At 47.5% G+C, this 20285-nt stretch carries 16 protein-coding genes; 9 read left to right on the plus strand and 7 right to left on the minus strand.

Features of this window, described 5'->3' with window-relative positions; translation table 11 throughout:
* Nucleotides 1-178: 178 nt before the first annotated feature.
* The 5 genes from gyrA to EDC45_RS08145 form a co-directional block, all read right to left on the minus strand.
* Nucleotides 179-2833: a DNA topoisomerase (ATP-hydrolyzing) subunit A gene (gyrA, locus tag EDC45_RS08125; protein ID WP_133545264.1), complete on the minus strand. Its 2655-nt coding sequence runs from the start codon at nt 2831-2833 to the stop codon at nt 179-181.
* Between the two features lie 249 nt (nt 2834-3082).
* Nucleotides 3083-3523 carry a ferric iron uptake transcriptional regulator gene (gene fur / locus EDC45_RS08130; protein WP_133545266.1) on the minus strand — a complete coding sequence of 147 codons (441 nt, stop codon included), beginning with the start codon at nt 3521-3523 and terminating at the stop codon, nt 3083-3085.
* A 16-nt stretch (nt 3524-3539) separates the two neighbouring features.
* Nucleotides 3540-4064, minus strand: a complete 525-nt coding sequence (fldA, locus tag EDC45_RS08135; protein ID WP_133545268.1) for a flavodoxin FldA — start codon at nt 4062-4064, stop codon at nt 3540-3542.
* 18 nt (nt 4065-4082) lie between these two features.
* On the minus strand, nt 4083-4367 hold the full coding sequence (gene ybfE, locus EDC45_RS08140; protein WP_133545270.1) for a LexA regulated protein: 285 nt from the start codon (nt 4365-4367) through the stop codon (nt 4083-4085).
* 121 nt (nt 4368-4488) lie between these two features.
* The gene (locus EDC45_RS08145) at nt 4489-5274 is read right to left on the minus strand and encodes an alpha/beta fold hydrolase (protein WP_133545272.1); all 786 of its coding nucleotides are present in this window, start codon (nt 5272-5274) and stop codon (nt 4489-4491) included.
* Between the two features lie 84 nt (nt 5275-5358).
* Here EDC45_RS08145 and seqA point away from each other — a divergent pair, with 84 nt between their 5' ends.
* From seqA to dnaX, 9 genes are all read left to right on the plus strand, one after another.
* Nucleotides 5359-6006 carry a replication initiation negative regulator SeqA gene (gene seqA / locus EDC45_RS08150; RefSeq protein ID WP_133545274.1) on the plus strand — a complete coding sequence of 216 codons (648 nt, stop codon included), beginning with the start codon at nt 5359-5361 and terminating at the stop codon, nt 6004-6006.
* 19 nt (nt 6007-6025) lie between these two features.
* Nucleotides 6026-7438: an o-succinylbenzoate--CoA ligase gene (menE, locus tag EDC45_RS08155; RefSeq protein WP_133545276.1), complete on the plus strand. Its 1413-nt coding sequence runs from the start codon at nt 6026-6028 to the stop codon at nt 7436-7438.
* 4 nt (nt 7439-7442) lie between these two features.
* The gene (gene mscK / locus EDC45_RS08160; RefSeq protein ID WP_133545278.1) at nt 7443-10772 is read left to right on the plus strand and encodes a mechanosensitive channel MscK; all 3330 of its coding nucleotides are present in this window, start codon (nt 7443-7445) and stop codon (nt 10770-10772) included.
* Nucleotides 10773-10786: 14 nt separating this feature from the next.
* A complete protein-coding gene (gene aroC, locus EDC45_RS08165; protein WP_133545280.1) occupies nt 10787-11869 on the plus strand; it encodes a chorismate synthase in 1083 nt (360 codons plus the stop codon).
* A gap of 58 nt (nt 11870-11927) precedes the next feature.
* Nucleotides 11928-12770, plus strand: a complete 843-nt coding sequence (gene mepA, locus EDC45_RS08170; protein WP_133545421.1) for a penicillin-insensitive murein endopeptidase — start codon at nt 11928-11930, stop codon at nt 12768-12770.
* Between the two features lie 16 nt (nt 12771-12786).
* Complete coding sequence (locus EDC45_RS08175; RefSeq protein ID WP_133545282.1) at nt 12787-13551, plus strand: TSUP family transporter; 765 nt, start codon at nt 12787-12789, stop codon at nt 13549-13551.
* Nucleotides 13551-14504 carry a lauroyl-Kdo(2)-lipid IV(A) myristoyltransferase gene (gene lpxM, locus EDC45_RS08180; RefSeq protein WP_166635123.1) on the plus strand — a complete coding sequence of 318 codons (954 nt, stop codon included), beginning with the start codon at nt 13551-13553 and terminating at the stop codon, nt 14502-14504. Before EDC45_RS08175 ends, lpxM begins: the two co-directional genes overlap by 1 nt.
* Nucleotides 14505-14594: 90 nt before the next feature.
* The gene (apt, locus tag EDC45_RS08185; RefSeq protein ID WP_133545284.1) at nt 14595-15137 is read left to right on the plus strand and encodes an adenine phosphoribosyltransferase; all 543 of its coding nucleotides are present in this window, start codon (nt 14595-14597) and stop codon (nt 15135-15137) included.
* Nucleotides 15138-15181: 44 nt separating this feature from the next.
* A complete protein-coding gene (gene dnaX / locus EDC45_RS08190; protein ID WP_133545286.1) occupies nt 15182-17269 on the plus strand; it encodes a DNA polymerase III subunit gamma/tau in 2088 nt (695 codons plus the stop codon).
* 134 nt (nt 17270-17403) lie between these two features.
* Here the strand turns inward: dnaX and arcA are convergent, their stop codons facing one another.
* Both arcA and prfC read right to left on the minus strand, forming a co-directional pair.
* Nucleotides 17404-18114 carry a two-component system response regulator ArcA gene (gene arcA / locus EDC45_RS08195; protein ID WP_133545288.1) on the minus strand — a complete coding sequence of 237 codons (711 nt, stop codon included), beginning with the start codon at nt 18112-18114 and terminating at the stop codon, nt 17404-17406.
* A 397-nt stretch (nt 18115-18511) separates the two neighbouring features.
* Entirely contained in the window at nt 18512-20101 is a 1590-nt protein-coding gene (gene prfC, locus EDC45_RS08200) for a peptide chain release factor 3 (protein ID WP_133545290.1), read from the minus strand.
* Nucleotides 20102-20285 lie beyond the last annotated feature (184 nt).

Consider the following 20285-nt stretch of genomic DNA (forward strand, 5'->3'; position numbering starts at 1 on the left):
TACATTTTTTACGTTCATAAGTCAAAAAAGAGGGTTAAAGCCTTTTACTATATGGCTTTAACCCTCTTTTTACCAACACTTTTGTCCATTATGCCTTTTTTTACCGAGTAGGAAATGCTAAATATAAAGCCTGTTATATAACAGGCTTTATTGCAGAGAGGCTAATTAATCCTCGGCTTTAGGCTTCATTTTCCGCTGCGGCGTTTTCTTCGCCCTCTTCCTCATCAACCTCGCAAATTCGCTCCAGGCTGACCAGTTGTTCGTTTTCCGCCGTACGAATTAAACGTACCCCCTGGGTATTACGGCCGACGATACCCACTTCGCTAACGCGGGTACGTACCAAGGTACCGGCGTCGGTAATCAGCATAATCTGATCGCTTTCCTCAACCTGAGCGGCGGCGACCACTTTACCGTTGCGTTCGCTGACTTTAATCGAGATAACCCCTTTGGTATTACGAGATTTCACCGGATATTCCGTCAATGCGGTACGCTTACCATAACCGTTTTGAGTGGCGGTCAGAATTTCACCTTCATTTTTCGGAATCACTAAAGAAACCACTTTATCGATATTCAGATCCAGATTTTCTTCCGTATTCTCATCGGAAGCTTCTTCCGTATCCGGGAGGTTTTCCTCTTCTGCGAAATCATTGCTAAGTGCCAGTTTAATTCCGCGCACGCCGGTAGCGGTACGTCCCATGGCTCTTACCGCATTTTCATTAAAGCGTACCACCCGCCCTTGTGCCGAGAACAGCATAATTTCATTGTTACCGTCGGTAATATCTACGCCTATCAGTTCGTCCTCTTCGCGCAGATTCACGGCGATAATACCGTTTGCCCGCGGACGGCTGAATTCCGTTAGCGCGGTTTTCTTCACAATACCGCCCGCCGTCGCCATTAATACGAATTTATCTTCATCATAGGCGGCTACCGGCAGAATTGCGGTAATGCGTTCATTTTCCTCTAACGGCAGGATATTCACGATAGGGCGACCGCGTGAGCCGCGGCTTGCCTGCGGCAGTTGATAGACTTTCAGCCAATACAGACGCCCGCGACTGGAGAAACAGAGAATGGTGTCATGGGTGTTAGCGACCAACAAACGCTCGATAAAGTCTTCTTCCTTCATCTTAGTGGCGGATTTCCCTTTTCCGCCGCGGCGTTGGGCTTCATAATCGGTAATCGGCTGGTATTTGACATAGCCCTCGTGCGAGAGGGTTACCACCACATCTTCCTGAGCGATTAAATCTTCCAGATTGATATCGCCGGAAGCGGCGGTAATCTCGGTACGGCGTGCATCGTTAAAGTTGGCTTTTACCAGTTCCAGTTCTTCGCGGATAACTTCGCGCAGGCGCTCCGCACTGGTCAGAATATGCAACAGTTCGCCGATTTGCACCAGAATATCTTTATATTCTTCAACAATTTTTTCATGTTCCAACCCGGTTAAACGGTGCAGGCGCAATTCCAGAATAGCGCGTGCCTGTGCGTCGGAAAGATAGTACAGACCCTCGCGCACACCGCATTCCGGCGGTAAGTCTTCCGGCCGCGAGGCGTCCACTCCGGCGGCTTCCAGCATAGGCGCCACATTACCCAGTTGCCATGCCTGCGCCAGCAATCCTTCGCGTGCCTCTTCCGCGGTTTTGGACGCGCGGATAAGGTTAATTACCGGGTCAATATTGGCCAAGGCGATGGCCAGACCTTCTAAAATATGGGCGCGCTCGCGAGCTTTACGTAATTCAAATACGGTGCGGCGGGTAACCACTTCGCGCCGATGTTTAACAAAGGCCTCGATAATCTGTTTTAAATTGAATAATTTCGGTTGACCGTGATCCAGCGCAACCATATTAATACCGAAAGTAACCTGCATCTGGGTTAGGGCGTACAGGTGATTGAGTACCACTTCCGCTACCGCATCGCGTTTAATATCGATTTCAAGGCGAATCCCTTCCTTGTTGGAAAGATCTAAAACGCCAGCGATGCCTTCGATTTTTTTATCCCGTACCAGTTCCCCGATTTTTTCCACCAGTTTGGCTTTATTTACCTGATAAGGAATCTCGGTAATAATAATTTGCTCGCGCCCTTTATCGTTGGTTTCGATAACCGCTTTAGCGCGTACATATACTTTACCGCGTCCGGTTTTATAGGCTTCTTCAATACCGCGGCGGCCGTTGATTAAGGCGGCGGTCGGAAAATCAGGGCCCGGAATAAAGCGCATTAACTCATCGATACCGATATCTTCGTTATCAATATAAGCCAGACAGCCGTCCATCACCTCTCCCAGGTTGTGCGGCGGAATATTGGTGGCCATACCGACCGCAATCCCGGAAGAACCGTTAACCAGCAGAGCGGGAATTTTAGTCGGCAGAACGTCCGGAATCAGTTCCTTACCGTCGTAGTTCGGGGAAAAATCGACGGTTTCTTTGTCCAGATCCGTTAATAATTCCTGGGTAATTTTTTGCATCCGCACTTCGGTGTAACGCATCGCCGCCGGCGCATCGCCGTCGATGGAACCGAAGTTACCCTGACCGTCCACCAGCATATAGCGCAGTGAAAAAGGCTGCGCCATACGCACGATGGTGTCATATACCGCACTGTCGCCGTGAGGGTGATATTTACCTATTACATCACCGACCACACGGGCGGATTTTACATAAGCCTTATTATATGTGTTTCCGCTTTGATCCATGGAAAACAGTACGCGGCGGTGAACGGGTTTTAAACCGTCCCGCACATCGGGTAAGGCACGTCCGACGATAACGGACATGGCATAATCCAGGTATGAGGATTTCAATTCTTCTTCAATACTGACGGGGGTAATATCTTGGACTAATTCGGCCATTTAAATTTCCTGATTTCCTTATAAAAAACTGCTCGGATTATAGCATAAAAACTGAATATCCCCTAGGGAATATTGGTCGGCGGCAGCATTATCGGCGGTAATGGAAATAGGGAAGCGACAACGCGACTAAAGGGCAAAAGTGCGGTCAAAAACGCCGGAGTTTTTTATCGGCTAAGGGAGCGGGGATAACAGACGCTACGGAAACGGACGGCAATAAAAAAGCTATCCGGCGGGATAGCTTTGCAGAACCTATTTCTTATCTTTTTCCGTACAATGGGCGATGTCTTCGCACTTACCGTACAGATACAGGCTGTGTGAAGCCAGTTTTATACCATGTTCACGGCTGATTTCACGCTGGCGTTTTTCGATGATATCGTCATTGAATTCAAAGACTTTACCGCAGTCCACACAGATAATATGATCATGATGTTCGCTCGGCGCTAACTCAAATACCGATTTATTGCCTTCGAAATTATGGCGGATCAGAATATGCGCTTCATCAAACTGATTGAGTACGCGGTATACGGTGGCAAGCCCGATTTCTTCACCTTTTTCCAGCAACATTTTATAAATATCCTCGGCAGAGAAATGCTGCATTTTGTGTTCCTGCATCAATGCCAATATGGTCAAGCGCGGTTCGGTGATCTTTAAGCCGGCTTTTTTCAGCAACTTAATATTTTCTTCGGACATATTTTTTCTCCCCGTATTAAGCCAGTTCGGCTAAACACATTTCATCATAAACTTGTTTGACCCATTTATTCACGCGTTCGGCAGTCAGTTCGGGTTGGCGGTCTTCGTCGATACAGAGCCCGACGAAAGTCTTGTCGTCTATTAAGGCGCGCGAAGATTCAAAATTATAGCCTTCCGTCGGCCAGTTACCGACGATAATCGCACCATGGGGTTCGATAATATCGCGCACCGTACCCATGGCATCGCAGAAGTAATCGGCATAATCCTCCTGATCGCCGCAACCGAAGATAGCGACCAGTTTATCGCTGAAATCGATTTCTTCTAGGGTTGGGAAAAAGTCATCCCAATCGCATTGCGCTTCGCCGTAATACCAGGTGGGGATACCAATCATTAAGAAATCATAAGCTTCGATATCTTCTTTACTGCTTTTGGCAATGTCGCGGATATCCACCAGTTCGCTGCCTAATTGCTTTTGAATCATTTTGGCAATATTTTCCGTATTGCCTGTGTCACTACCGTAAAATAAACCGACAATAGCCATTTGTTTTTTTACCTATTCTTATTTGTTGTTCTGAGTATTGAAATAATTTTGCAGAATACTTTCGATCATTTCCGCTCTGTTGATATTTTTTTTGCCCGCTTCTTCTTCTAGGCGTTGAACCAGACTGGTATGCAGTTTCAGTTCGACGCGCTTTAATCCGCTCGACCGATCCCGTTTTAACTGATTGCGCTTGTTAATCCGGATTTGTTGTTCGCGCGGCAGCGGATTTGTTTTCGGGCGTCCGACCTTCGGAATATCATGGAACAGATCCAAAGTAATGCAATCCGCATCTTGTTTTGCCATGGTTAAATTCGCTGAAATACAAGCCAGAGAAGCGATAAATCATTCTCAAGATGAGAATGATTTTCTTCTTTGCTAAATATTGCGAACTATAGCACACTTGCAAGCCGATTTAAACAGAGAATTACGGCTGTTCCAAAAAGCGCCGGGTTACTCGAGCGACGATTTCCGGTTTCTGGGCGTGAATCCAATGGCCGGCACCGTTCACGGTAAAGGCGCTGGCCTGTGGGAACTGCGTCAGTACGGCATCGGTATGAGCCGGCTGAATGTAGTCGGATAGCCCGCCTTTGATAAACAGGGTCGGTTTGTTAAAGCGGCATTCGTGCCAGCCCATTAAGCGGGGGTAGTTGCGATGTAGTGCGCTGAGGTTGAAACGGAAACATTCCGGCATTTGCGGATCAAAGGATTTCAGCATAAACAGACGTATGCTTTGTTCGTCGATATATTGCGCCAACAGCTCATCGGCCTGACGACGATCCTCGGGACGAGCCTGTCGTACGGCGAATAGGCCTTCGAATACGCCGTCATGTCCGTGATTATCATATATCACAGGCGCTATATCGATAACCACCAGTTTCTCAAGCAGTTGCGGATAAGCGGCGGCAAAGCTCATAGCGGTTTTTCCTCCCATGGAATGACCGATGAGTATCAAGCGTTCTAAATTCAGATGCTCGAACAGGTTGAGTAAATCTCCGTTCATGAGGTGATAGTCCATATCCTCACTGTGGAAGCTATGACCGTGATTGCGCAGATCAACCCGCAGAATAGAATAATCCCGAGCAAAATGGCGGGCGATAACGCCGAGATTATTCATATCACCGAACAGACCATGTAAAAAAACCAGAACCGGCGCGGTAGTTTTTTGTTTTAATTGATGAAATTGATAGCTGAGTAAATTTGGCGCGTGCATTATTTTCAATGGAGTATTTGTAAATAAATGGTTATAATGTGCAAAATCTTGTTAGGGATCAAGTTATTTATTGGCAGGAATAAAATGAAAATTATCGAAGTAGATGAAGAACTTTATCAGTATATTGCCGGAAAAACCCAATCCATCGGTGAAAGTGCGTCGGATATTTTACGTCGCCTGCTTAATTTACCTTCTTCCGGCGTGAGTTCCAATTCCCTTGATTTTAATCCCGAAGCTCGTGCCGCCGATGCTGCAGCGGAAGAAAAACGCCCTGAGCATTCCGGCGATTTTTCCGCCCGAGGGATAGCGCCCGCCGTCTCAAGCCCAGCAAAACCTGCGGCAAAGAAACAACCTCAGCAAGCTATTCAACAAACGGTAACAAAGTTGCGAGCTGTGCTGGATTCGGAGGCTTTCCGCCAGGAAACCAAAGCGGTGGTGCGTTTTTTAAGTATTTTGACCGCATTGTACCGAACAAACCCGGAAAGTTTTGCCTTAGCCACCGAAACCGAAAGCGTACAGGGACGGACAAGGGTGTATTTTGCCCGCGATGAAGCCGTATTACTGGCCGCCGGCAATCACACCAAACCTAAGCAGATCCCCGACACCCCTTATTGGGTGATCACTAATACCAACAGCGGACGTAAAATGATTATGCTGGAAGGCGTGATGCGTGAAATGCACCTGCCGGAAAGCCTAATTGATGAGGTTAGAGTTTATTTTGTCGCCGCTTAATCATGCCTCCGGGGAGGAGATGTTCGCCTGGCAAGTCTATGCGGCTTCTCCCGCCCTAAAAGATAAAATCGCCTTGCGGGATCATTCGCAGGGCGATGTTTTTAGCTGGGCGGAGTTGGCGCTTAGTATCGGACAATGTGCCGAGGGGTTAACGGCACAGGGGCTAAAACCCGGGCAGGGATTGGCGCTGTGCGGTAAAAACAGCTTTGATTTACTTTGCCATTATCTGGCGGGGTTGCAGTTAGGTGCCCGGGTATTGGGGATAAATCCCGCCTTTACTCCGCAGAAAAGACAGGAATTATGTGCGCGCAACCATATTTCGCTCTGTATTTTATTTGAACCTCCGCTGGCGGAGGGCGTAGCGGCAGGGCAAAAAAAAATTGAAAAAAAACACCGCTCTTTTCCTCTTGCAACAGAATATATTGCATCGGATCTTCCCTTATCTCCCTATACCCTGACCTTAACTTCCGGTTCGACCGGTTTGCCCAAGGCGGTTGTACATGATATCGCCGCCCATTTTGCCAATGCTCGGGGAGTATGCGAACTGACCGAGTTCGGCAGCGGCAACAGCTGGCTGCTTTCTTTACCCCTATATCATGTTTCTGGGCAGGGGATTGTATGGCGTTGGTTATATAGCGGCGCCGAGTTACACCTTGCCGCTGCGGATTTTTACGCTTCCGTGGCGCGGGCAACCCATGTATCCTTGGTACCTACACAATTGAGCCGCTTTCTCGCTTATTTGGCCGAAAAGGGCAAACAGAATGTGAATACCCGCCACATCCTGTTGGGCGGTAGTCAGATTCCGCTCGCACTGACTCAGGAATTAGCGCATTGGGGAATTTGTTCCTATTCGGGTTACGGCATGACGGAAATGGCCTCTACGGTTTTCGCCAAGAAAAGCGACGGAAGTAAAGGCGTCGGTCAGGCCTTAAACCAACGCGAATATCTTTTAGTCGGGGAAGAACTCTGGTTGCGGGGGGCCGGGCTGGCAAAGGGTTATTGGCAACAAGGAACTATCGTTCCCCTAACTAATGAGCAGGGTTGGCTGCAAACCAAGGATAAGGCCCGTTGGGTAAAGGGGGAACTGGAAATTCTGGGGCGCCTGGACAATATGTTTATTTCCGGCGGAGAAAATATTCAACCGGAAGAAATCGAAGGGATTATTCAGCAATTCGGCGGGGTAAAACAGGTGTTCGTGCTGCCCAAAAATGATCCGGAATACGGTCAGCGCCCGGTGGCTCTCATTGCCTTCGAAACTCGTTTTGATATGGAACAAGTGAATAAATTAAAGCTTTGGTTGTCTGATAAAATTGAGAAATACAAACAGCCCGTAGCATATTTTCCGCTGCACAGCGAGAAATTGCAGGAGGGGGCGATTAAAATCTCAAGACAACGTCTTCAGGCAGAGTTAATTCAATTATTAGGAAAGTGATAACATGATGAAATTTCGCCATTTTTGCCTATTAGGCTTACTTTTCGGAATAACGGCGACGGGATTTGCGGCGGAGTTGCCGAGCGAGAAGGATATTCAAAAACAGATTGACAGCTTAAAGCAGGACAGCGCTAATGCGGAGAAGAATAAAGGCGCCTTACAGGAGTTGGAACAAACTCTGGATCTGCTTAAACAGGTCGAGCAGCAGAAAAACGAAAATGATAAGCTGCGTCAGCAAATAGATACCTCGGCAAAGGTGCTGGCGGCGAGTAAAGCGAATATTGAAAAGCTGAAGACGGATAACAACGTTTTTTCCGATGATGCCCTGGCCAAACTCTCGTTATCCGAGTTACAGACAAGGGTGAGCGAGATTCAGAATTTGCAGCAGCAGAACCAGTCGGAACTCACCTCCCTTAATGCGGCGTTATCCGCTCAGAAAAGCGTACCTGAGCGGGCGCAGGCGGCATTAACTGAAAATTTGACCCAGAGCCAGCAAATTAATAATCGACTGTCGGCGGCGAATATTTCCGGCGGGCTTAAAGCTAAACTGGAAACCCAGCAAACCCTGTTAGATTTACAGAACAGCTATTATCAGATTCAGCTTAATGGGAATGATGCGCTGACCGCCCTTTACAGCGCTCAGGTTGAAGAAAAAACACTGGAACAGCAAATTTTGCAAACCCGCCTGACACAGCTGCAAACGGTGATAAACTCGAAAAATTTACAGGAATCTCAGAATCAGCTGAAACAAGCGGCGGAATCTCAGCAGAAAAATACTAATACGGATACCAATCCGGTTATTTTGCGCGAATTGGATTTAAATACCAGACTCAGCGAAGAACTGCTCGAACAGACCCGAGCGCTGAATATGCTTTCTCAGGATAATTTACGCATCAAAAGCGTTCTGGATAATCTGCAACAGACTCAGCGTAATATAGAAGAACAGATCAGCGCCTTACAGGGAACCTTGGTATTGTCCCGTATTATTAATAAGCAGAAACAGTCCTTGCCGCAGGATCAGATGATTAAAGGGCTGTCAAAACAGATTGCGGATTTGCGGGTTAAAATTTTCGATATTACCGAATTGAGAGATCGTTCGACGGATACCTCCTCTTATATGACGGAGCTGGAAAAAAACGAAAAAACCACATTTACCGATAAGGAGCGGACACAGCTTAGCGGCATTATTCAGGAACGCAATAAAATTCTGTCGGATCTGATTAAACAGCTGAACAATCAGCTCAATTTATCCATTAACATCGAGCTGAATCAGCAACAGGTACAAACGATTAGCGACAGCTTACAGAATAAACTGAAACAGCAGAGTTTCTGGGTAAAAAGTAACGGCGCTATTGATGCGGAATGGTTTAAAAACTTTTTTGCCCTTACCGGTATGCAGTTGCGCGATATCGGTAAAAAACTGGATTTTTCCAACTGGCGCGATAATATCGTTCCGGCCGCATTGTTAATTACCTTGTTGCTTGCGCTGACCGCATTGATTTTGAAGAGAAAAGAAAAAATCAAACAGCGGCTGACCCGCCTGAATAATAAACTGAAAAGTGTCAATACCGACAGTCAATGGCATACTCCGGAAGCGATTTTCTGGACGCTGGCCCTTTGTTTGCCGAGCACTTTTATGTTTCTGACCGCATTTATTCTGGTTACTTATATCGGTTTCCAGGATCCGACGGAAGTTTGGCCTTGGGGCATGAAGATGGCGGGTTACTGGCTGTATTTCGCCTTTATGCTGGCGATGCTGCGTCCTAACGGTATTGCCTATCGCCATTTTAATATGCCGCCGAAAAGCAATGAAACTTTCCGTTCCATTTTAAAACGCTCCGCCTGGGTTATCGCCTTATTGCTCAATACCTCAATTTTCACCAATCTGGAAATGGGGGTTTCTTACGATGTGCTGGGCGAAACCATGACGATGATTGTACTGGCGATTACCGTCTTTATTGTGGCGCCGGCATTCCGACGGGCGATTTCCGATTATCAGCATGAAACCGATGCTCAGGGGGGCAGACGGCATTATATGCTTTATCTGGCGCGGGCCGTGTTATTACTGGCGCCTATCGCGCTGATTATACTGATCGCTATGGGCTATTATTATACCTCGCTGGTGATTATCGAACATTTAATCGCAAGTTATTTCGCCATAGTTACCTGGATTGTGATCCGGAATACGGTATACCGCGGTTTTTCCGTAAGCGCCCGTCGTCTTGCCGCTCGGCGCTTGAAAGAAAAACGCGAATTGGCGTTGGCAAAAGCGGATAATGAACAACCGCGCACCGAGGAAGCGGCTTTTGAAGTACAGAATGACAGCCTGGCGGTGAGTGAAATTAAGAACCAGGTACTTAAAATTACCGATTTCGTCCTTTGGATCGGCTTATTCGGGCTGCTCTATTGGGTATGGTCGGATCTTGTTACCGTTGCCTATTATCTGAACGGGGTAACCCTATGGCAGCAATCGGTCGTAACAGAAGCGGGTACCGCACTGGAATCCATTACCTTGCTGAATCTGTTGGTCGCCGTTGCGATTGTCGCCGTTACCTATGTTTTGATCCGGAATATTGGCGGGTTACTGGAAACCTTGGTATTCTCCCATGTTAAATTATCGCAGGGAACGCCTTATACAGTCACGACCTTGCTGACTTATGCCATTATCGCCGTCGGCGGCGCCTTTGCTTTTGCCACCCTGGGTATGTCTTGGTCGAAACTTCAGTGGCTATTTGCCGCACTTTCCGTCGGTCTCGGTTTCGGTATGCAGGAAATTTTCGCTAACTTCGTTTCCGGGATTATTATTCTGTTTGAGCGCCCGGTACGTATCGGCGACACCATTACCATCGGCCAGTTCAGCGGTACCGTATCGAAAATCCGGATTCGTGCCACAACCTTAGTGGATTTTGACGGCAAAGAAGTCATAGTACCGAATAAAGCCTTTGTAACCGAGCGTCTGGTCAACTGGGCGCTGAGCAGTAGTACCACGCGTATTGTGATCAGTATCGGCGTGGCTTACGGTTCCGATTTGGAAAAAGTCAAGGCGCTGTTGTTGCAGGCGGCTCATGAAAACAATAAGGTATTGAAGGATCCTGCGCCGAGCGCCTATTTCCTGAGTTTCGGCGCCAGCACCCTAGATCATGAACTGCGGGTTTATGTGGATCAGATCAGCGACAGAAATCCGACGATTGATATTTTAAACCGGCGCATTAATCAGCTGTTCGCCGAAAACGATATTGATATCGCCTTTAATCAGTTGGACGTATTTATTAAAAATCAAAGTAGCGGAGAAGAAATGAAAGTCGCTTCGCAGCAAATTGCAGTACAGAATTAACATAAGGATAAAATATGGCGGGAAACAGTATCGGACAGCTTTTTCGGGTAACTACTTTCGGTGAATCGCACGGCATTGGCCTAGGCTGTATTGTGGACGGCATACCGCCCGGCATGGAGTTATCCGAAGCGGATATTCAACCGGATTTGGATCGACGCAAACCCGGCACTTCGCGTTATACCACGCCGCGTCGGGAAGAGGACAGGGTGGAAATCTTGTCCGGGGTATTCGAAGGTAAAACCACAGGAACCAGCATAGGTATGCTGATTCGAAACGGCGATCAACGGTCGCAGGATTACTCTGAAATTATGCATAAATTTCGGCCCGGTCATGCGGATTTTACCTATCAGCAAAAATACGGTATTCGTGATTATCGCGGCGGCGGTCGTTCTTCTGCGCGAGAAACCGCCATGCGCGTGGCGGCGGGCGCTATCGCGAAAAAATATCTGCGCCAGGCTTTCGGTATTGAAGTGCGCGGATTTTTATCGCAAATGGGGGAAATTAAAATCGCCGAGCAGGATATTTCTCGTATAGATTGGGAAGAGGTTGCGGCAAATCCCTTCTTTTGCCCGGATAAAAGTGCGGTGGAAAAATTTGACGCTTTAATTCGCGAACTGAAAAAAACCGGCGACTCCGTGGGGGCTAAACTAAGGGTCGTGATGGAGAAGGTGCCGGCCGGATTAGGCGAACCTGTGTTTGATCGCTTAGATGCGGATCTTGCACATGCGTTAATGGGGATTAATGCGGTTAAGGCGGTGGAAATCGGCGATGGTTTTGCTGTGGTGAACCAGCGCGGCAGCGAACACCGTGATGAAATGACACCGCAGGGATTTTTATCCAATCATGCTGGCGGAATTCTAGGCGGAATCAGTTCCGGACAGCCGATTATCGCGACCATAGCGCTGAAACCCACCTCTAGCATTACAATTCCGGGACGTTCGGTAGATCTGGATAACCAGGCGGTTGAAGTGGTTACCAGAGGACGGCATGATCCCTGTGTGGGGATTCGAGCGGTACCTATTGCGGAAGCCATGGCGGCGATCGTATTGCTGGATCACTTATTGCGCTTCCGCGCTCAGTGCGGATTTGGCTGCTAAAGCAATAAAATAAGCCGGATAACGAAGAATTAGAATAAGGTGAAGTATGAGATATAATATGCCGATTTTTTCCTGTTTCGGGATAATCCTGTCATTGTTTATTTTTAGCGGGACGATACAGGCCGCACCGCAGGATTGGCAGCGGGTCAAGCGCCCCATTCCGGGAACGGCGGAGCCTATAGGCAATTATACTAACGGCTGCATTATCGGCGCCCAGGCATTACCTTTACGCGGTGAGGGCTATCAGGTTATCCGTGCGGGTAAAAACCGTTATTACGGACATCCGGAGATGATCGCCTATTTGCAACGCTTAGGCCGAAAAGTCCGTAGCGCGGGCCTGCCGGATATGCTGGTCGGTGATATTGCGATGCCCGGCGGCGGACGTTTTCTGACCGGCCATGCCAGTCATCAAATGGGTCTGGATGCGGATATTTGGCTGAAAATGGGCAGCCTTTCCGATCGGGAAGCCTTAAATCCCACCGCGATCCTAATGGTAAACCGCAGTTTACGGGTGGTGGACGAAAAGGCCTGGAGTCGGAATCAGACCGAACTGATTCGTTTGGCGGCGGAAGATCAACAGGTAACAAGAATTTTCGTGAATCCGGCGATTAAGGTTAAATTGTGCAAAACCGCCGGTAATGATCGCCGCTGGCTACAGAAAATCCGTCCCTGGTTTGGACATGACGCTCATTTTCATGTGCGCTTAGCCTGTCCGAAAGGTGCGGCTTATTGTGAGGAACAGGCGCCCGTTCCGGCCGGCGACGGTTGCGGTGAGGAACTGTCTTCTTGGTTTAAACCGGCCAAACCTTCCGCCGGGGTAACGGCAAAGCGCATACCGCCGGAACCTTTTTTATGCCAACAGGTGATGAGTTCGCCTGATCGCAGCGAATGGCTCGAATAAGTGCTAAGGAATCAAAATGGAAATCAGTGTTGAAATTATCGGCCTTTTATTTCTGGTCGCCTTGCTTGCAGGTTTTATCGATGCCATTGCCGGCGGCGGCGGTTTGATTACGATTCCCGCTTTAATGATGACGGGAATGCCGCCCGCAATGGCGCTTGGAACCAATAAGCTACAGTCCTGCGGCGGTTCTTTTTCCGCCAGTTTGTATTTTATCCGCCGACGTGCGGTAAATTTATCGGAAATATGGCTGCTGATACTGATGACCTTTATGGGGGCGGTATTCGGAACTCTGCTGGTTCAGTTAGTGGACAGTGCGGTTATTAAAAAGATTATTCCTTTTTTAGTTCTGGCCATAGGTTTATATTTTCTGTTTTCGCCGAATCTGGGGGATATGGATCGTAACCAGCGTATCTCCTATGCCGCCTTTGCTTTTAGCGCCGGATTCGGTATCGGCTTTTACGACGGTTTTTTCGGTCCCGGCGCGGGTTCTTTATTTAGTCTGGCCTGCGTAACCTTGCTCGGATTTAATCTGGCCAAAGCTACCGCCCATGCTAAAGTATTGAATTTCACCTCCAACTTCGCTTCGCTGATTTTCTTTTTAATCGGCGGACAGATGGCGTGGACAGTAGGATTGGTGATGATGATCGGGCAGTTTATCGGTGCTAATTTAGGCGCCAAAATGGTATTGGCAAAAGGAAAATCACTGATTCGTCCGATGGTGGTCGTGGTGTCCTTTATTATGACGGCTAAAATGGCATATGATCAGGGGTGGTTCAGCTGATGTCAGCGCAAAACAATCTTCGTTTAACCGCCCGAAGCGGCTATCAGGCGCATTTTTCATGGTCTTATTTGCAACCCCGTTACTGGGGCGTATGGTTGGGTATGCTGGCCTTGCTGATCCTTGCCTTCGTTCCTTATCGCTGGCGCGATAAGCTGGCGCAGGGATTGGGTAAAATCATTGCGCGTAAGGCCAAAAAGCAGCGCCGCCGCGCCCAGATTAATTTGCGCTATTGTTTTCCGCATTGGACGGAAGCTCGGCGCGAGCAGGTGATAGAGCAAATGTTTGTAACAGTTACGCAGGTGATGCTTGGTATCGGTGAAATTGCCGTACGTTCCAAGTCCCATTTGCAGCGGCGCAGCGAATTCAGCGGGTTGGAGCATATCCGGGCGGCTAAAGCACAGGGGCTGAATATCATTCTAATGGTGCCGCACGGCTGGGCCATAGATGCTTCGGGTATTATTCTGCATACCCATGGTATGCCGATGACTTCTATGTATAATCCCCATCGGAATCCCCTAGTGGATTGGTTATGGACAATTACCCGCCAACGCTTCGGCGGTAAAATGCATGCGCGCCAAAACGGAATTAAGCCCTTTCTGAATGCGGTACGCAAGGGGGAAATGGGCTATTATTTGCCGGATGAGGATTATGGCGCGGAAGCCAGTGAATTTGTGGATTTTTTCGCCACTTATAAGGCGACGTTGCCGGGCTTGAATAAAATGGCGAAATTGGCGAAAGCCGCGGTGATACCTATGTTTCCGCGCTATAATGCCGTACGGGGAAAATATGAGATGGAAATTCATCCCGCCATGTCTTTAAGCGATGATCCCGTCCTCTCGGCGCGGGCGATGAATGAAGAAATTGAAGATTTCGTAACACCGACGCCGGAACAATATGTTTGGATTCTGCGCTTGCTGAAGACCCGTAAAGAGGGTGAGGATATTTATCGTTAGGCATTGCAATCCGCACAAATATTCTTTAAATTCAACGCTCTGGATTTTTTTAAAACAAGGTCTGTTTTTGACCGCACTTTAGGTTATTAAATGAACGAACAATTACAATTGATTAAAGATTCGATTAAATCCATTCCTAATTATCCGAAAGAAGGGATTATTTTTCGTGATATTACCAGTTTAACGGAAGTCCCCCGGGCTTTTCGCGCCACTGTGGAGCTGATTGCCGATCAGTATCGGGATAAACCTATCACTAAAGTTATAGGTACCGAGTCGCGCGGTTTTATTTTCGGTGCGCCTATTGCCATTGCCTTGGGGTTGCCTTTTATTCTGGTCAGAAAGCCGGGCAAGCTGCCTCGTGCTACGCTTTCTCAGTCATACCAGCTGGAATACGGCCAGGATACCTTGGAAATCCATAAGGACGCTGTTAGTGCCGGTGATAAGGTGCTGATTGTCGACGATTTACTGGCTACCGGCGGAACGGTGGAAGCTACGGTGAAATTGGTGCGACGTTTGGGCGGTGAAGTGGCGGATGCCGCTTTTGTTATCAGCCTGCCGGAATTAGGCGGCGAACAGCGTTTACGCAGCTTAGGTGTGGAACCTTTTACCCTGGTGGATTTTGCCGGCTATTAACGCCGGGCGGCAGGGATAAGATTATCAAAGGGAGAATATAAGTCGTGAGCTATCAGGTTTTAGCCAGAAAATGGCGCCCTAAAACCTTTGCCGAAGTTGTGGGGCAAGAACATATTTTGACCGCACTGACCAACGGTTTGAAAGAAAACCGACTGCATCACGCCTATCTTTTTTCCGGTACGCGCGGTGTAGGTAAAACCTCTATTGCCCGTTTGTTGGCGAAAGGTCTTAACTGCGAAAGAGGAATTACCGCCGATCCCTGCGGAATATGCGAACATTGCAAAGCGGTGGAGGAAGGCCGCTTTATTGATCTGATTGAAATTGATGCCGCCTCCCGCACCAAAGTGGAGGATACGCGCGAACTGCTGGATAATGTGCAGTATAAACCGGTTCAGGGGCGTTTTAAGGTATATCTTATCGATGAAGTGCATATGCTGTCGCGCCATTCCTTTAACGCCTTGTTGAAAACCTTGGAAGAACCGCCGGAGTACGTTAAGTTTCTGCTGGCTACCACGGATCCGCAAAAATTACCGGTAACCATTTTATCCCGCTGTATGCAGTTTCATCTAAAGGCGCTGGAAACAAGCCAGATTAGCCGACATTTGACACAGATACTGACGGCGGAAAAGATTCCCTATGAAGAAGCCGCGCTGGATAAAATAGCCAAGGCCGCACAGGGGAGTATTCGCGACGCATTAAGTTTGACGGATCAGGCTATCGCCATGTCCGATTCGAATATTGGTTCGGATATTGTTAATAAGATGCTGGGGTTGCTGGATGAAAACCAGGCCACGGAAATTGTATATGCGCTGCAGCAAGGCAACGGTGAAAAACTGATGCAAGTGATTCAGGCTGCGGCGGAAAAGGGGGCGGACTGGGAACAACTGTTGGTAGAAACCGCAGAAATATTACACCGCATCGCTATGCGCCAGTTGCTGTCCGACAGTTCCGGCAGCGAAACTCAGGTGGATTTTTTAGCCCGACATATTAGCCCGGAAGACGTGCAGTTTTTTTATCAAACCCTGATTATGGGACGTAAAGAGTTACCTTTTGCACCGAATCGACGTATCGGGGCGGAAATGACCCTGTTGCGCGCACTGGCTTTTCATCCTAAATTTATCCGTACCCAGGAAAAAGATCAGGCGACTGATTCGGCTGCGGAAGTTGGTACGGATAATATGGCGGATCTTCCGGTTTTTTCTTCTATTCCTGCTAGTAGCGCTAAGGAACGACATTCCTCCCTTTCTTCGCAGGAAGCTCCCCCCTCGGATCCTGCACCTGTAGCGAAGGCAGGTAGCGGTTCGACAAATTCGGCCGTTTTCGGCGCTTTGGCGCAGATTCAGAAACTGCGCGCACAGAGTGCGGAAGGAAGCACGGAAAAAAAAAATACTGACCCTCGCAAATTAAATCCCTTGGCAGCGGAAACCGACAAAAAAGTAACAGAGCTGCCGGTGCTTTCCGTTGCCTCGAAAGGGAAAGCAAAAGGGGATTTACTGGATCGCCTGATTAGCATTAACAGCAATAAAACGGAGCCTCCTCCTGCGGTGGTTACGGATACGGCCAGTCCGGATAGTCGGGAAGATAATGAGGAGGAAGAAAACGATTCGGCGGAAAATTATCGTTGGGAATGGTCTAATCCGGAATTGGATCAGCTACAGAATACCGTTCGCCCTTCCGATATTAAGCAGGCTATTTTACAGGAAAAAACTCCGGAGCTGATTGAAAAAGTGATTCGTATGGCCGGAGAACGGGACGAATGGACTCGGTTGGTCGATCAGCTGCAGCTGGATAATCTCAAATTAATTAAACAGATAGCGCTTAATTCGGTGGTGCTGGAGCATCAGGATAAGCGTCTTAAACTGGGGTTGCGTACTGCTCAAAAGCATCTTTTGCGCGATAAATCCATCGAAATTTTGCAACGGGCGCTAAGCGAATTTTACCATTATGAAGTGGAATTAAACATTGAGTTTAATGATGATGAAAATCTGCCGACCCCATTGGATCATCGCCGTAAAGTGTATCAGGAGCTAAGTGAAGAAGCGAAACGGCAGCTGCTGGAGGATAAACAAATCGCTCTGTTACAAACAACCTTTGATGCAAAATTGGATATGGAGAGCATTCGTCCGGTTTAATTGAAATTAAGCAATTTCTATTTAAATGCCGACATAATAAACAAAGGCGTAATAGAGGCATAATGAACAAAAGTGCGGTGGAAAAAATATCAGTTTTTTCCACCGCACTTTATTTATCGGTTTATGGATTTAATTTATTCCAGTTCTCCGCAGAAACGGTAACCTTCACCATGAATCGTAGAAATGATTTCCGGAGTATCGGGATGATCTTCGAAATGTTTACGAATCCGGCGAATTGTTACGTCAACGGTGCGATCCTGAGGTTTAAGTTCGCGTCCGGTCATTTTTTTCAGGAGATCTTCACGGGTCTGAATTTTGCCCGGATTTTCACAGAAGTGTAACATGGCGCGGAATTCGCTGCGCGGTAGTTTATATTCAATGCCTTCGGGATTAATTAGCACGCGTTTATTGATATCCAGCGTCCAGCGGTTAAAACGATAAAACTCAACGGCATCGCTATGGCCTTTATCCGCTTCCGCCATTGTTCGGTGTAACAGATTTCTGGCTCGGATAGCCAGTTCGCGCGGGTTGAAAGGTTTAGTGATATAGTCGTCGGCGCCGATTTCCAGCCCCAGAATCTTATCCACTTCATTGTCGCGACCGGTTAGAAAAATCAGTGCGGTATTGGTATCTTCGCGTAATTCGCGCGCAAGCATTAAACCGTTTTTCCCGGGCAGATTGATATCCATAATCACCAGGTGAATATCTTCCGACGAGAGTACGTTATGCATTTGATTTCCGTCCGTTGCTTCAAAAACATCGTAACCTTCCGCTTCAAAAATACTTTTCAACGTGTTTCTGGTGATAGTTTCGTCTTCAACAATGAGAATTCTTGGTGTAAGCATATAACAATCCTTTAAATAATCCCTATTTTTGTATCATTATCCTTAGAAAATAATATCCACAATTTTATTATTGCAACATTAGTGTAACAATAAAAATCCGTTTATATGAGTAATTAGATTTCTGTTTTGTGATCTAAATCATAATTATTCACGAATAGGGGGATAAATATGTGAATATTGATTGAATTATATGCCAAGTTATCGGTTAAGGCTATGTGAATGAGTAATAAAGTAGTAAATAAAATAAGGAAAATATAAAAAAAATGAAAAAAAATAGAAATTTTTTAATCCGAGTTATACCGAGTTTAAGTTTCCCGGAACAAGAAGGAATATGACAATAAGGGAGGTGTTAACCTCCCTTTATCCATAGATTTTAGGCAATGTACAGGATTAATCGCTAATGTTCGCGAGTTTTAAAGAATATTACTTCGGGATAGCGCTCCTGAGCCAGATTTAGATTGACCATGGTCGGTGCGATATAAGTGAGGTTATCTCCACCGTCCAACGCCAGATACTGTTCGTTTTTACGCTTAAATTCTTCCATTTTTTTGTTTTGCGCACATTCAACCCAACGGGCGGTAGCCACATTGACGTTTTCATAGATGGCTTCTACGTTATATTCGCTTTTCAGACGGGAAACCACTACGTCAAATTGAAGTACGCCGACGGCGCCGACAATAAGATCGTTATTCGCCAACGGACGGAATACCTGCACGGCGCCTTCTTCCGAAAGCTGTACCAGACCTTTGAGTAATTGCTTCTGCTTGAGGGGATCCTTTAAGCGGATACGGCGAAATAATTCAGGGGCAAAATTCGGGATACCGGTAAATTTCAATTCTTCTCCCTGGGTAAAGGTATCGCCGATCTGAATGGTACCATGGTTGTGCAAACCGATAATATCACCGGCATAGGCTTCCTCCGCATGGGTGCGATCGCCGGCCATAAAGGTTAGCGCATCGGAAATTACCACATCTTTACCGATACGTACGTGGCGAAGTTTCATGCCTTTTTCGTATTTACCGGAAACCACCCGCATAAAAGCGACGCGGTCGCGATGTTTCGGATCCATATTGGCTTGAATTTTAAAGACGAAACCGCTCAGTTTGTTTTCCGTACTCTCTACCATTCTGCTGTCGGCCTGGCGGGATTGAGGCGGCGGCGCCCATTCGGTTAAACCGTCGAGGAAGTGATCCACGCCGAAATTCCCCAATGCGGTACCAAAGAATACCGGAGTCAGCTCGCCTTGCAGAAAAGCTTCAAGTTCAAAGGGATTGGAAGCCCCTTGTACCAGTTCCAGTTCATCGCGTAGCTGTTGAGCCAGATCCTCGCCCACCGCCAGATCCAACTCCGGATTATTTAATCCTTTTATGATACGGATTTCCTGAATGGTATGTCCCTGACCGCTTTGATACAGGTAGGTTTCGTCCTTATAAAGATGATAAACGCCTTTAAAGAGCTTACCGCAGCCGATAGGCCAGCTGATTGGTGCGCAGCGGATTTTCAGTACGTTTTCCACTTCATCCAGCAATTCCATCGGATCGCGGATATCACGGTCGAGCTTATTCATAAAGGTGATAATCGGCGTATCGCGTAAGCGGGTAACTTCCATTAGTTTGACGGTACGCTCTTCAACCCCTTTGGCCGCATCTATCACCATTAAACAGCTATCCACCGCGGTTAGGGTGCGATAGGTATCTTCAGAAAAGTCTTCGTGTCCCGGCGTATCCAGCAAATTGACCAGACATTGGTTATAAGGAAACTGCATCACCGAAGTGGTAATGGAAATTCCGCGCTGCTTTTCCATTTCCATCCAGTCCGACTTGGCATGAGCGGCGGCGCCTTTTCCTTTGACCGAACCTGCGGTCTGAATGGCTTGTCCGTATAGCAATACCTTTTCCGTAATAGTGGTTTTACCGGCATCGGGGTGGGAAATTATTGCAAAGGTACGACGTTTGCTGACTTGTTGTGGATAATCGTTTACTGACATTTTTAACCGTATATGATTGAATGAAACTATAGTTATAGGCCGGGTATTTTCCCCTATCTTGCCGCCTTGCGCAACCTTCCTATCCGGAAAGGGATATATTCCGCCATTGCAAGGGGGAAAGAGGCGAATTCAGCCCATATATTATCGGCGGAGCGGGAGAAAAAATTTTTTATAAAAATGCAAA

It is taken from the genome of Mesocricetibacter intestinalis, from assembly GCF_004363295.1.
GTDB classification, from domain to species: Bacteria; Pseudomonadota; Gammaproteobacteria; order Enterobacterales; family Pasteurellaceae; genus Mesocricetibacter; species Mesocricetibacter intestinalis.

What these genes read in the sequence shown, in the direction of transcription:
- gyrA (WP_133545264.1), bottom strand. Translation starts at nt 2,833, where the DNA reads ATGGCCGAATTAGTCCAAGATATTACCCCCGTCAGTATTGAAGAAGAA.
- fur (WP_133545266.1), bottom strand. Translation starts at nt 3,523, where the DNA reads ATGTCCGAAGAAAATATTAAGTTGCTGAAAAAAGCCGGCTTAAAGATC.
- fldA (WP_133545268.1), bottom strand. Translation starts at nt 4,064, where the DNA reads ATGGCTATTGTCGGTTTATTTTACGGTAGTGACACAGGCAATACGGAA.
- ybfE (WP_133545270.1), bottom strand. Translation starts at nt 4,367, where the DNA reads ATGGCAAAACAAGATGCGGATTGCATTACTTTGGATCTGTTCCATGAT.
- EDC45_RS08145 (WP_133545272.1), bottom strand. Translation starts at nt 5,274, where the DNA reads ATGCACGCGCCAAATTTACTCAGCTATCAATTTCATCAATTAAAACAA.
- seqA (WP_133545274.1), top strand. Translation starts at nt 5,359, where the DNA reads ATGAAAATTATCGAAGTAGATGAAGAACTTTATCAGTATATTGCCGGA.
- menE (WP_133545276.1), top strand. Translation starts at nt 6,026, where the DNA reads ATGTTCGCCTGGCAAGTCTATGCGGCTTCTCCCGCCCTAAAAGATAAA.
- mscK (WP_133545278.1), top strand. Translation starts at nt 7,443, where the DNA reads ATGATGAAATTTCGCCATTTTTGCCTATTAGGCTTACTTTTCGGAATA.
- aroC (WP_133545280.1), top strand. Translation starts at nt 10,787, where the DNA reads ATGGCGGGAAACAGTATCGGACAGCTTTTTCGGGTAACTACTTTCGGT.
- mepA (WP_133545421.1), top strand. Translation starts at nt 11,928, where the DNA reads ATGCCGATTTTTTCCTGTTTCGGGATAATCCTGTCATTGTTTATTTTT.
- EDC45_RS08175 (WP_133545282.1), top strand. Translation starts at nt 12,787, where the DNA reads ATGGAAATCAGTGTTGAAATTATCGGCCTTTTATTTCTGGTCGCCTTG.
- lpxM (WP_166635123.1), top strand. Translation starts at nt 13,551, where the DNA reads ATGTCAGCGCAAAACAATCTTCGTTTAACCGCCCGAAGCGGCTATCAG.
- apt (WP_133545284.1), top strand. Translation starts at nt 14,595, where the DNA reads ATGAACGAACAATTACAATTGATTAAAGATTCGATTAAATCCATTCCT.
- arcA (WP_133545288.1), bottom strand. Translation starts at nt 18,114, where the DNA reads ATGCTTACACCAAGAATTCTCATTGTTGAAGACGAAACTATCACCAGA.
- prfC (WP_133545290.1), bottom strand. Translation starts at nt 20,101, where the DNA reads ATGTCAGTAAACGATTATCCACAACAAGTCAGCAAACGTCGTACCTTT.